The organism is Acetobacterium sp. (genome assembly GCF_041752335.1).
GTDB lineage: Bacteria > Bacillota > Clostridia > Eubacteriales > Eubacteriaceae > Acetobacterium.
The window spans coordinates 1-12618 of the sequence record NZ_JBGSHG010000053.1 but is presented as its reverse complement, the minus strand read 5'-3'; the positions used below and the strand labels follow the sequence as shown (position 1 = coordinate 12618).

Annotated in this window: 11 protein-coding genes, 1 pseudogene and 3 other annotated features; all 12 genes and pseudogenes read right to left on the bottom strand. The window is 43.4% G+C overall.

Features of this window, described 5'->3' with window-relative positions; genetic code table 11:
* A pseudogene (locus ACEW8F_RS07170) lies at positions 1-117 on the bottom strand (translation initiation factor IF-3); the annotation flags it as partial.
* Between the two features lie 49 nt (positions 118-166).
* Positions 167-298: a sequence feature (ribosomal protein L20 leader region), on the bottom strand.
* Between the two features lie 43 nt (positions 299-341).
* Positions 342-1136: an ABC transporter ATP-binding protein gene (locus ACEW8F_RS07165; RefSeq protein WP_373482793.1), complete on the bottom strand. Its 795-nt coding sequence runs from the start codon at positions 1134-1136 to the stop codon at positions 342-344.
* The gene (locus tag ACEW8F_RS07160) at positions 1137-2033 is read right to left on the bottom strand and encodes an ABC transporter permease (RefSeq protein WP_373482792.1); all 897 of its coding nucleotides are present in this window, start codon (positions 2031-2033) and stop codon (positions 1137-1139) included.
* Positions 2034-2136: 103 nt separating this feature from the next.
* Positions 2137-3129 (bottom strand): ABC transporter substrate binding protein, encoded by a 993-nt coding sequence (locus ACEW8F_RS07155; RefSeq protein WP_373482791.1) that lies wholly within the window; start codon positions 3127-3129, stop codon positions 2137-2139.
* 107 nt (positions 3130-3236) lie between these two features.
* Positions 3237-3478, bottom strand: a binding site (T-box leader).
* Positions 3479-3549: 71 nt separating this feature from the next.
* Positions 3550-5466, bottom strand: coding sequence for a threonine--tRNA ligase (gene thrS, locus ACEW8F_RS07150; protein ID WP_373482790.1), 1917 nt, complete (start codon positions 5464-5466; stop codon positions 3550-3552).
* A 103-nt stretch (positions 5467-5569) separates the two neighbouring features.
* Positions 5570-5812 (bottom strand) — a binding site (T-box leader).
* Between the two features lie 69 nt (positions 5813-5881).
* Positions 5882-7591, bottom strand: a complete 1710-nt coding sequence (locus tag ACEW8F_RS07145) for a DUF4080 domain-containing protein (protein WP_373482789.1) — start codon at positions 7589-7591, stop codon at positions 5882-5884.
* Positions 7592-7878: 287 nt separating this feature from the next.
* A complete protein-coding gene (gene ychF, locus ACEW8F_RS07140) occupies positions 7879-8976 on the bottom strand; it encodes a redox-regulated ATPase YchF (protein WP_373482788.1) in 1098 nt (365 codons plus the stop codon).
* Between the two features lie 254 nt (positions 8977-9230).
* Positions 9231-9575, bottom strand: a complete 345-nt coding sequence (gene rsfS / locus ACEW8F_RS07135) for a ribosome silencing factor (RefSeq protein ID WP_373482787.1) — start codon at positions 9573-9575, stop codon at positions 9231-9233.
* A gap of 28 nt (positions 9576-9603) precedes the next feature.
* Entirely contained in the window at positions 9604-10185 is a 582-nt protein-coding gene (gene yqeK / locus ACEW8F_RS07130) for a bis(5'-nucleosyl)-tetraphosphatase (symmetrical) YqeK (protein WP_373482786.1), read from the bottom strand.
* Positions 10172-10813 (bottom strand): nicotinate-nucleotide adenylyltransferase, encoded by a 642-nt coding sequence (gene nadD / locus ACEW8F_RS07125; protein WP_373482785.1) that lies wholly within the window; start codon positions 10811-10813, stop codon positions 10172-10174. The genes yqeK and nadD overlap by 14 nt, the downstream gene beginning before the upstream one ends.
* Positions 10814-10829: 16 nt before the next feature.
* Positions 10830-11192 carry a YhbY family RNA-binding protein gene (locus tag ACEW8F_RS07120; protein ID WP_373482784.1) on the bottom strand — a complete coding sequence of 121 codons (363 nt, stop codon included), beginning with the start codon at positions 11190-11192 and terminating at the stop codon, positions 10830-10832.
* Positions 11193-11243: 51 nt separating this feature from the next.
* Positions 11244-12527 (bottom strand): GTPase ObgE, encoded by a 1284-nt coding sequence (gene obgE / locus ACEW8F_RS07115; RefSeq protein WP_373482783.1) that lies wholly within the window; start codon positions 12525-12527, stop codon positions 11244-11246.
* Between the last annotated feature and the right edge of the window lie 91 nt (positions 12528-12618).

Below are 12618 nucleotides of genomic sequence, written 5' to 3'. Positions count from 1 at the left end.
TGAAACTTTCACTAGATCCAAATTTTTCTCATCGGCTAATGCTTGAGCGTCTTTTGTATTCATGACTCCCAACATCTCACCTGCTTCGTCAATTACACGGATTTCGCGATCACGGATCTCGTTATTAATTTCGTGTTGAACATCTTTGCTAATAGTAATATACCTCCATATATAAAAATTGCAGGTAGAGTCACTCCACCTGCAAAAAAATACTAACGAACATTCATAATGCGTTCATTCATATTTACCTATTTCCCTAAGAAATGAGGTGAGAAGTGTGTATCCTCTACTTTGTTACTTAACTAGTATATGCTTATTCACAATCAATGTCAAGCGTTTTTTTATGAAAGTAACGCTCGGTCATTGGCAAATTCTTCACCGCTGACCTGGCCGAATCGTTTCAGTAAATCTTCAACCGTCAGCTGCTGTTTTTCTTCGCCTTTGATGTCTAAAATCACATGTCCTTCGTGCATCATAATCAGTCGATTGCCATGTTCAATGGCGTGGCGCATGTTGTGAGTTACCATCAGGGTAGTTAGATTTCCTTCTTTTACAAAACGGTCGCTTAGCTGCAAAACCTTATCCGCAGTTTTCGGATCTAGCGCCGCAGTGTGTTCATCCAGCAACAGCAGTTTTGGTTTTTTCAGGGTGGCCATCAATAAAGTTAAGGCCTGTCGCTGTCCGCCTGAAAGCAGACCGACCTTGGCATGGAGCCGATTTTCCAGCCCCAATTCCAGGTGACTAAGATATTCTTTGTAAATCTCCCGTTCCTTATGGCTGATGCCCCAACTCAACGAGCGAGTCTTGCCACGACGATAGGCCAGCGCCAGGTTTTCTTCAATCCCCATATTACCGGCTGTCCCCATCATCGGATCCTGAAAGACCCGGCCGATGACGCTGGACCGTTTATGTTCCGGAAGCTTGGTCACATCCAACCCATCAATCAAAATGGAACCCTGATCAACGCCAAACACTCCAGCCACACAGTTTAAAAAAGTCGATTTTCCAGCCCCGTTGCCACCGATTACGGTAACAAAATCACCTTCTGCCAGTGACAGGCTGAATTGACTCAAAGCAACTTTTTCATTGACCGTTCCGGCATTGAATTTTTTTTCGATATTATTAATAATTAACATTTATAGCTCTCCTCCATTCATCGATTTTTTGATCGGCCGGAGATAGCTTTTAAAGACCGGTAATGACAGTGCAATGGCCACCGTAATCGCGGTGAACAATTTCAAATCGTTGGCCGGCATGCCCATTTTCAGTACCAGAGCGATGATAATGCGATAGGTAATGGCACCCAGCGCTAAAGAAATCAGACAATTGAAAAAATTTCGAGTGCCAAAAATAACTTCACCAATAATAACCGAGGCTAAACCGATGACAATTGATCCGATTCCCATCTGAATATCAGCAAAGCTCTGGCTCTGGGCGATTAATGACCCGGAAAGAGCAACCAGACCATTGCTGATGACCAGGCCGAGAATAATCATATTATTGGTGTTGATCCCCTGGGCTCGCGCCATTTGCGGGTTGTCGCCGGTGGCCCGGATGGCACAGCCGATTTCAGTTCCGAAAAACCAGTACAAAAGACCAACAATCGCCATCACACTGATAAAGCCAAAAAGCATGACCGTATTGGTTGAGCTTAATCCCAGGTTCTCCAATGGTGTAAAGACCGTATCAATCCGTAACAAGGACAGGTTGGCCTTCCCCATGATCCGCAAATTGACTGAATAAAGCGCAATCATCGTTAAAATACCTGCCAGCAAAGCCGGTATTTTCAATTTGGTATGAAGAATTCCGGTTACCAGTCCTGCCAGCATCCCACCAACAAAAGCCAAACACGTTGCGATGAAGGGATTCATCCCACTAAAAATTGAAAAAGCTGCGATGGCAGCTCCCATTGCAATACTTCCTTCGACTGTTAAATCAGCGATATCGAGTATTCGGTAGGTGATATAAACGCCGATTGTCATGATCGCCCATAAAAGACCCAGCGATATTGCACCTAATATAATCTCAAACATGATTCTGCCTCACTTCTTATCTATATGATTATGTTGAATAATAATTTTAGCAAGCAGTAGTGCTATCCATTACTGCTTGCTAAATCGTTTCTATTAAAATCTTTTATTTTGCGGTAATGATGTATTGCTGAAGATCAGCGGGAATCGTTAAACCAATTTCCTGAGCCACCGCCCCATTGATGGCATACTCAAATTTAGTCGCAGATTCGATCGGCATGGTTGCCGGTTCGGCTTCACCTTTAAGAATTTTTACGGCCATTAAACCAGTCTGGTAACCCAGGTCTGAGTAGCTGATTCCTAATGTAGCTAATCCCCCTGATTCTACCATTCCGGATTCACCGCAGATTACCGGTGTTTTTGACTGGGAGGTAATGCTTTGAACCTGAGGCATGGCTGAGGCAAAGACATTATCTGTAGGAATGTAGATGGCATCGCATTGGCTGACAATGGATTGGGTTGCCTGTTGAACATCATTTGAATTGGTAACCGTCACTTCCACATATTTCAGTCCCAGTTTTTCAATCGCTTCTTTGGCAATTTTTGCCTGAATTACAGAATTATCTTCGCTGGAAGTATAAAGCACACCAACTGTTTTTGCCGCAGGCACTAATTTTACCAGCAGATCAATTTGTTCTTTAATCGGGTTCATGTCGGTTGTTCCGCTGACATTTCCGCCGGGCGCTTCATTTGAGTCGACTAGACGAGCCGCTTCATAATCGGTGATGGCGGTTCCCAGAATCGGAATTTCAGTGGTTTTACCAGCAATAGCTTGTGCTGCCGGTGTTGCGATCGCTAGTACCATGTCGACCTTGTTGCTGATAAAACGATCGCTGATGGTTGATAGATTACTTTGATCACCCTGGGCATTTTGGACATCAATAGTAATATTATCGCCATCCGTATAACCGTTGTCAGCCAGGGCAGTGACAAAGCCTTCCCGGGCAGCGTCCAGCGCAACATGATCAACGTATTGAACAATCCCGATGGTCGCTTCTTTACTTTCTTCTTTTGTGGCCGGACTTGTGCATCCGGCACCCAAGGCAACCACACCTGCAACAAGCAGAACGGTCATTAATCTTTTTCCGTGTTTTTTCATTTCTTTTCCTCCATTTTTTATTTTTATTCAATAAAACCTTTTCAGGTCGAATTGTTTGTGTCGCTTCTTCATTTTTACACTCACGCAAAAAAAATTCGTCTCTGTATAACAGGGACGAATACAAATTCGCGGTACCACCTTGCCTTTGATGCTTACACATCACACTCTGCAAGCAACCTTAGTCACTTAGCCATGATAACGGTTGGTATCCGGCCCAGCCTACCGGGCATAGCCTTTCGGTGAGCAGCTCTCAGGATGTATTCATAACGGTGTCCCGCTTTCTCGCACCAGCCGAAAGCTCTCTGAAAAGATCATCCTATTATTACTTGTTCCTGGTCATCACTTTATTGTTTTTTATTATATTGATACGAGTCGAATTTGTCAACCATTATCGCAAATTCGACTCATATTATTCCTGGTTTAGTCTAAGGTCAAAGATTTTGTTTTGATTTTTTCGATCAGTTTTTCTTTAAGGTCGGCCAGGCTGATCAGACCGGCATCGCCAGTATCCCGGATTCGCAGCGCCAGGTCGCCGCCGTCGGCTTCTTTATCACCAACCACGAGCATATAGGGAACTTTTTGCATTTGCGCATCGCGAATCCGGTAGCCCAGTTTTTCATCCCGAACATCCACCGAGGCCCGGACGCCGATGGCGATGAGCTCATCAGCAATGCCTTTGGCGAAATCATGGTGGGCGTCAGCAACCGGAATAATCATCACCTGCACCGGAGCCAGCCAAACCGGGAATTTTCCGGCAAAGTGCTCAATCAGGATCCCGAAGAATCGTTCGATACTTCCTAAAATTGTTCGATGAACAATAACCGGACGGTGTTTTTCTCCGTCTGAGCCGATATAGTTCAGGTCAAAGCGTTCCGGCATCTGGAAATCAAGCTGGATGGTACCGCATTGCCAGGTACGGCCTAAACTGTCCTCCAGATGGAAGTCAATTTTAGGACCGTAGAAAGCCCCATCACCAGGGTTTAGACGGTAATCAATAGCTTTTTTCTCCAGGGCATTTCTTAAGGCTTCAGTTGCTATTGCCCAGACTTCATCCGAGCCGATGGCTTTTTCCGGTTTAGTCGAAAGCTCAACCCGATAATTAAATCCGAAAATTTTATAGATATCATCAGCCAAATCAATGACCTTGATGACTTCAGCTTCAATTTGATCTGGGGTCATAAAGATATGGGCATCATCCTGGGTAAAGTTACGCACCCGCATCAGACCGTGCAGGGCGCCATGCAGTTCATGGCGATGAACCAGACCCAGCTCTGCCATCTTTAACGGCAGATCCCGGTAGGAATGTCCTTTGCGTTTATAAACCAGCATTCCGCCCGGGCAGTTCATCGGTTTGACCGCATAGGAAGCATCATCAATTTCAGTAAAATACATATTTTCTTTATAATGCTCCCAATGACCGGAACGTTTCCATAATTCAGCATTGAGAATGATCGGGGTTTTTATTTCCTGATAGCCCCGCAGCTGATGTTCCTGCCGCCAGAAATTTTCCAGTTCATTACGAATAATCATGCCTTTGGGATGGAAAAATGGGAAACCCGGGCCTTCTTCCTGGAGCGAGAATAGATCCAGCTCTTTTCCCAACTTACGGTGATCCCGTTTTTTAGCTTCTTCCAGCCGGGTCAGATAGGCTTCCAACTCGCTTTTTTTCGGGAAGGTAATCCCGTAGATCCGCTGCAGCATCTTGTTTTTTTCATCGCCACGCCAGTAGGCGCCGGCCAGACTTAACAGTTTAACTGCTTTGATCCCGCTGAGGTTTTGAATATGAGGACCGGCGCAAAGATCGGAGAACTCACCCTGGGAATAAAAGCTGATGATGGCGTCTTCCGGCAGGTTTTCGATCAGTTCCGCTTTGTAAATCTCACCTTCAGCTTTCACTTTAGCCAGGGCCTCGTTGCGGCTTAATTCAGAGCGATCGATGACCAAACCTTCTTTGACAATTTTGGCCATTTCTTTTTCAATTTTTTCCATGATTTCCGGGGTGATAATTACATCCACATCAATATCATAGTAAAAACCATTATCAATCGCCGGGCCGATCGCCAGTTTTGCCTGGGGATAAAGACGTTTTACCGCCTGAGCCAGCAGATGGGAACCAGTATGCCAGAAGGCATGCTTGCCGCCTTCATCTTCGAATTTTAACAAATTGAGGGTCGCATCTTCATTAATTGGTTGACGGACATCGACAACCTCGCCACCCAGTTCTCCGGCCAGGGTATTTTTAGCTAAACCTGGGCTGATATCATTGGCAACTTCAAGAACAGTGATTCCGGGTTCATAAGTCTTTATGGATCCGTCTTTTAAGGTAATAGTAATCATAATATTCTCCTTGTATTTCGTTTATTGTGAAAATTTCGCGTGTATTGACGACCAGCATCTTAAAACTATTTAAATTTAAAAACAAAAAAATCCCTTTGTCAAACAAAGGGACGTATCAACGCGGTTCCACCCAATTTGATTCACGTACGTGAATCCACTTAAGTTCTGTGTAACGGTCAGCTCCGTAAAACCCTACTAAAAAGATGGTGCATAATGCAACATTCGGAATGATTTCAGGTTTCGACTCCAAGGTGGTTTTCAATTATCTTTGGTATAAGCAATTACAGCCAGGTTGCCTACTCTCTGAAACTTTTGATAACTTACTCGTCCTTATCAGCATCTTTTTTATTTTTACTGTTTATTAGTATAACCTTAATCTAACAAAGAATCAATGCTTTTCAGCAAATTTAATATTTTATTGAATGATAATGCTAGCACCAGCCTCAGAAAAAACCATTAATCCCGGTTTTTCTTCTGTTGATAAAGCTGTTCCGGAGAGCTGGCTAAGAAAGGCCGCCGAAAAATATTGAAATTTGACCTGGGTATAGATTTTTTTCGGTGCCAGGTTTATAAAGTCACCCAGGTAAGTCGCAATATTATGAGAATCTTTTAAAAACTCAAAGATCCATTCTTTATCGGGACTGGTGTCAAGCAAACCGGTTGGCAGTCGGAGATTCCCCTGGGAGAGATAGTCAAATTTAATCCATTCCCCAATTTGTTCTCTTTTTTGATGATCGTTAAAAAATCCATGGAGAATGCCAAAGAGCTGTTCCTTAGATTTTCCCACGTCATAATAACCCCGCCCTTCCCAGTAACAGGAAAACGCCTCAAAAAAGTCAAAGGGACTGCTGTAAATCCGGGCACCAAAAATAAAAGCCAAACTATGTTTAAATGCGCCGCTATTGAAATAACGATCGACCAGCACTTCAATTTGACGTAATTGATACAGTTCTTCAGCGCTGACATACTTGTTTGAAATAATTTCATAAGGCGGAAAGCTGGTATAGCGATAATCATGAATTTTTGATTCTTTGCGAATGCGAGTGCCTTTCAGACATTTCAAAAAGCCCAGTTGGAGCATGTCAGGATCTAAGGCAATCACCTGATTAAAGGATGTCTTAAACACTGCATAGGTTTCATGGGGTAAACCAGCAATCAGATCCAGATGAATATGGATATTGTGTGTATCTAACAGTTTTTTTACATGTTCTTCAGTTTTACTGACACTGATTTTTCGGCCAATCGCCGTAAGCGTAGCGGGAGCGGTGCTTTGGACACCGATTTCAAATTGAATCAATCCCGGGGGTGCCGTTTTCAGCAAATCAATCATTTCATCATCGATCAGGTCACCGGTCATTTCAAAGTGAAAATTAGTATTGCCACCACACTTAATCAGATATCTAAATATTTCTTTGGCCCGGCCGAGGTCGCAGTTAAAGGTACGATCAACCAGTTTGACCTGTTTGACACCGGCCCGAATAAAGAAATCCAGCTCCGAAAAAACCCTGTCCAGACTTAAGATATTCAAACCCAGAGTAGCTGAAGAAAGACAATAGGAACAGGAAAAGGGGCAGCCCCGCATGGTTTCATAATAAATGATCTTATGATTGAGACTGTCGATATCCACATTTAAATACGGAAAAATTAATTGCTTTAATGGAACCACTGCAGTCTCAGGATTTTCGCTCAGTTCCCCGGCGTGGTTGCGATAACAGAGCCCGGGAATTTTGCTAATACCGTCCTGATCATCATTCTCCAGCAATGCTTTTAGTTTTCCCTCACCTTCACCCTGGATAATAAGATCGCAAAAAGGATGGGCTTCCAGCAGGGCCAAGCCATCAAAGCTGACCTCCGGGCCGCCAAAAATAATTTGCACTTGAGGTTTCGCTTTTTTAATGACTTCGGCCAACTTAAGCACAATCTCCATATTCCAGATATAACAGGAAAAACCAATTCGTCTGGCATCCTGATCCAGCAACAACTTGATGATCCGATGAAGCGGATCGTTGATCGACATTTCCAGAATTTCAACATCAAAATCCGGCAGCTGCGCCTTTAATGAACGAACGGCCAGATTGGTATGGATATATTTGGCATTGATGGCGACTAAAACAAGATCTTTCACAGTAACCTCCAGGTGATTGGGTATTCAGGCAAGGGTATATTGATAGAAGCGAACAAAAATTGCTTTGCTGTTTGTTTCCGCAAACAATTTTGTAACGTGTAGTCGAACAGCACAGGAAAATATTGTTCGACCGAATATAAAAATTCGCGAAGGTAATGAGCCAATCACAAGCTTGCTTGTAGTTGGCGACTGCCCGCGACCTCGAAGAAATTCGCAAAGCGATTTCTTCTGGTGTTTTGCGCAAACCGGCAGCAAAGCTCACGGCAGTTAAGATATGAAGCTACTAACTATACATTAAACCGGAAAAAAGTAACGTCGCCATCTTTCATGATATAGTCTTTTCCTTCCACCCGGGTTACACCGCTTTCCTTGGCCTTTACTTCAGATCCGGCTTCAATCAATTGTTCGTAGCTGGTAATTTCAGCCCGAATAAACCCGCGTTCAATATCGCTATGGATCTTGCCGGCGGCCTGGGGCGCTTTGGTGCCTTCGGTGACCGTCCAGGCACGGATTTCCTGAGGTCCGGCAGTTAAGAAGGTAATCAGACCCAGCAGCTTGTAGCCAGAGCGAATGACCTGATCCAGACCGGATTCAACCAATCCCATATCTGATAAAAATTCCGCTTTTTCGGCATCGTCAAATTGGGCGATTTCTTCTTCTATTTTGGCGGATATTTTGATAATATCCTTATGATTGCCCGAATGGTTTTCTAAAACGGTAGCTTTTAAGCGCTTTACCATTTCATTGTCCTCATGAAGATCATCTTCAGAAACGTTGGCGATATAGAGAACCGGTTTAATCGAGATCAGCTGAATGGTTTGAATGAATTCCCATTCATCGGCTGAAAAGTCATCATCATTGGGCATTTTACCATTCTCCAGAATTTCACGCAGACGCATGGCCACTTCGATATTGGCTTTTTCCTGAGGGTTGGTTTTGGCCAACTTTTTATTCTTTTCAATCCGGCGATCCAGCATTTCAATATCAGCAAAAATCAATTCCAGATTGATGGTTTCCAGATCGTCAATGGGGTCAATTTTTCCTTCAACATGAACCACGTTGTCATCTTCAAAACAACGGACAACATGAACAATGGCATCAACCTCACGAATATGTGAAAGAAACTTGTTACCGAGTCCCTCCCCTTTGCTGGCACCGCGAACCAGACCGGCGATATCCACAAATTCGATGGTGGTGGGGATCACTTTTTTTGAGTTATACATATTTTCTAAAACCGCCAGGCGGGGATCTGGTACCGTCACAATCCCAATATTGGGGTCAATGGTACAAAACGGGTAATTGGCAGACTCTGCCCCAGCCTTGGTTAATGCATTAAATATGGTGCTTTTCCCGACGTTGGGTAAGCCAACGATTCCTATCTTCATAGTTACCTCTTTCTATTCTCTTAGCAATGAAATTAATTTTTATTTTATGGAAGCCCAGATGCTGTTCTTGATCCATAAATCCTGACATTTAAAAAGGTGGATTCTCCCGTCCCGTAGGATCAAGAAGTGCCACCATTTCGATTTGTTCAGTGATTCGGTTGATGTCGATAAGCTCGTATCAACTGTTGAATTCCTGTCTCCAGAAATTTTGCTGTGACAAAAAGTATCCATTCTGCGATGGTCAGAGACTCCGATTATCGATTAACTGGACTATTTTTCCAAAGTTTTTCGAGACTGTAAAACTCACGTTCTTCAGCATGGAATACATGGATGATCACATCGAAATAATCCAATAAAATCCAACGGCCTTCGCGTTGGCCTTCGATGTTTTTGGGAAATATTTCTAATCCTTTGGCTTCATATTCAATATTGTCAGCAATAGCTTTGACCTGACGTTCAGAACTCCCGCTGGCAATAACAAAGTAGTTGGCAATAGATGTCATTTCAGTTACATTAATGACCTCAATATCGATTCCATTTTTGTCTTCAATCCACCCTTTTATTTTTTGTGCAAATTCTTCTGGATTAATAAAAATCACTCACTTTCTTTTATAATTTTAAATTCTTTTATTTTAATTTCAGGTTTTTAGTTTTGATAATTAAATCATTTCGGGCATCGATGGTTCGCTTATGAATCAGGGCACCGCATTGCGCCACATGACAGATGCAGTTGGTTAATGCCATAATGGTGGCCCCATCCAAATCAGTTTCGGCGATTTGCCGAATGGTCTCAACCCCCGGAAAAGAACGATCTTTTTCAATATAATCAGCCAGATAAATAATCTTATCCAGGGTGCTCATATTTTTACCCCCGGTGGTGTGACAATCAATGGCGTTTTGAATCGCGGCATCTGTGACGCCATAACATTCTTTGGCAAGCACCGCCCCCACTGGGCCATGAAGCAATTGGGGATCATTTTGACTAACCCGATCGATCTTGAGCTGATGCTGTCTGGCATAGTCCAGCTGCTGCTCGTCAGTTAGATTCTTGGCACAGTCATGCAGTAACGCCGCCAGCCGGGCCTGGTCCGGATCACAGCCAAAGGTGCGGGCCAGTTGGTCGGCTGCTTCAACGACGTTCATCGTGTGTCTGAACCGTTTAGGGGTTAGCTTCTTTTTTAAATCTACTTCGATATCAGTCCAATTCATGGTTATCCTCAATTGACGTATGCGGCAAATAAAGGTGATGTTCATGAATATAAGCTTCCACCGCATCAGGCAGTAAGTAACGAATCGAATAGCCATTTTTGATGCGGGCCCGGATGTCAGAAGAGGCGATGTCCATTTCAGTGGCGTATAGCTTAAAAATAGAAGCCCCATAAATCTCCTGGAGTTCTTTGATCCGCATATCCAGCCGATCGTGGCTATAGCCCGGCCGAAAGGTGGTGATAAACTTCACCGACTTCAACAACTCCGGGGCACCCTTCCATAAGGTGATTTCAAACATTAAATCAGCCCCGGCGATAAAATAAAAATCGCAGTCCGGATATATCTCTTTAATGCTATTGATTGTATCAATGGTATAGGTGATGCCATTCTGATCAATTTCATGGGTTAAAATTTCAAAACTGTCATTACTGGCGATGGCCAGTTCAACCATTTTAAGCCGGTGCTTTCGGGCAATTTCGTCCTGAGATAATTTAAATGGGTTATTCCCGGTGGGAATAAACAATACCTTATCCAATTCATATTGATCCCGGGCCGACTCCGCCAGCAGCAGGTGACCCGTATGGATGGGATTAAAACTTCCTCCCAGCAGACCGATTTTTTTCTTCATCTCAAACCCTTACCTATTATGAATTAGTGAATTTTCGTGATGGACTTAGTGCTTTTTTCTTGACCCGTTTAATGGGCTTCTGATTTTTTGTCGGCACCTCGATTTTGGTTTTTAATAAATTCTTTTTATAAAGGATGAATTTACTACCGATGGTACAGACAATATCCGATTTTGTGGCGGTGGCTAATTGCCGGGCCACGTCATTGACATCTTCCAGAGAATTATTCTGAACCTTTCCCTTGATCAGTTCCCGGGCTATGATGGCATCCCTGGTCTGCACGATAACTTGTGGAGTGATGCCTTCTTTACCGATGAAAATGATATCGGGAATATCCATGGCAAGCTTTCTTAAATAACTTCTTTGTTTACTTGTTAACATTTTTTCTCTACTTTCTGCGACGCTATTATAACATATAATAAAGCGGGAAATCTATTTAAAATACTCAAATTCGATGTCTTCCAGTTGAACCACATCTTCATCCTGAATACCCATTCTTTCCAATTCTTCAAATACGCCTTTATCTTTGAGAACCCGTTGGAAGAAACCAATCGAATCCAAATCTTCAAAGTTAACTGAAGTAATCAGACGCTCCAGGAAGGCACCCTTAACCACAAATAAGTGATCAAATTGCTCAACGGTGAACTGTTTTTCTTTAAAATCTGGGGTGAAAATGATTTCGGCTTCTGGTTCAAAGTCAAAGATTGGTTCAACTTCGCCTATTTCATCCAGCAATTGAATGGTTCGACTTAACAGTTCGTTGAGCCCCTGACCGGTTACTGCCGAAATGACAAAGACTTCATAGCCCAATTTTTTCAATTCAGCTTTTAACTCATCCGTTTCTTCTGGTTCAGAAAGCAGATCAACCTTATTTAAGGCAACAATCTGGACGCGCTTGGCCAGTTTTTCGTTGTATTTTTCCAATTCATAATTGATCTTTTTGAAATCATCCAGGGGTTCCCGACCTTCACTGCCAGAGGCGTCGAGAAGGTGAATCAGAAGTTTAGTTCGTTCCACATGTCTGAGGAACTGATCCCCCAGTCCGGTTCCCTCATGGGCACCTTCTATCAAACCGGGAATATCGGCGATCACAAATGGATCAAAATTCCGCCATTCGACCACACCAAGATTAGGAACGATGGTGGTAAAATGGTAATTGGCAATTTTAGGTTTGGCTTTAGTGATAACCGATAAAAGCGTTGATTTACCAACATTTGGAAAACCAATCAGACCCACATCAGCCAGCAGCTTCAGTTCAAGAACAACGGTACGTTCCTGACCCTTCACCCCACCCTGGGCAAAACGCGGCGCTTGTCTGGTGGCGGTTGCAAAATTCATATTCCCACGACCACCCCGGCCGCCTTCGGCCACCCGGTATTTTTGCCCGTGTTCTGAAAGATCGCAGATAATCCGTCCGGTCTCTTTATCTTTTATAATGGTTCCCACTGGCACTTTAATAATCAGATCTTCGCCGGTTTTACCAGTCGATCGGCCGCCGGTACCATTTTCGCCATTTTCCGCTTTGTGTTTTCTTTTATATTTAAATTCCATCAGGGTCCGAAAGCCATTGTCAGCCATAAAAACAATATTGCCGCCATGCCCTCCGTTACCGCCGTCAGGACCACCATTGGGAACATATTTTTCGCGGCGAAAACTCATCCCGCCATGTCCGCCGTTGCCAGCCTTCAGAATAATCTCTGCTTTATCTACAAACATTGCTACCTCGCTTTTTTTATGGTATCTACCCAAACAACAAAAAATAAAACCTCTTATCTTGTAAAAACGAGCATAAGAGGTTTTATGGATG

Excerpts from the sequence above, each read along its gene's own strand:
- ACEW8F_RS07120 (WP_373482784.1), bottom strand. The coding sequence starts at position 11,192 with ATGTTAACAAGTAAACAAAGAAGTTATTTAAGAAAGCTTGCCATGGAT.
- ACEW8F_RS07160 (WP_373482792.1), bottom strand. The coding sequence starts at position 2,033 with ATGTTTGAGATTATATTAGGTGCAATATCGCTGGGTCTTTTATGGGCG.
- yqeK (WP_373482786.1), bottom strand. The coding sequence starts at position 10,185 with ATGAATTGGACTGATATCGAAGTAGATTTAAAAAAGAAGCTAACCCCT.
- obgE (WP_373482783.1), bottom strand. The coding sequence starts at position 12,527 with ATGTTTGTAGATAAAGCAGAGATTATTCTGAAGGCTGGCAACGGCGGA.
- thrS (WP_373482790.1), bottom strand. The coding sequence starts at position 5,466 with ATGATTACTATTACCTTAAAAGACGGATCCATAAAGACTTATGAACCC.
- nadD (WP_373482785.1), bottom strand. The coding sequence starts at position 10,813 with ATGAAGAAAAAAATCGGTCTGCTGGGAGGAAGTTTTAATCCCATCCAT.
- ychF (WP_373482788.1), bottom strand. The coding sequence starts at position 8,976 with ATGAAGATAGGAATCGTTGGCTTACCCAACGTCGGGAAAAGCACCATA.
- ACEW8F_RS07155 (WP_373482791.1), bottom strand. The coding sequence starts at position 3,129 with ATGAAAAAACACGGAAAAAGATTAATGACCGTTCTGCTTGTTGCAGGT.
- ACEW8F_RS07165 (WP_373482793.1), bottom strand. The coding sequence starts at position 1,136 with ATGTTAATTATTAATAATATCGAAAAAAAATTCAATGCCGGAACGGTC.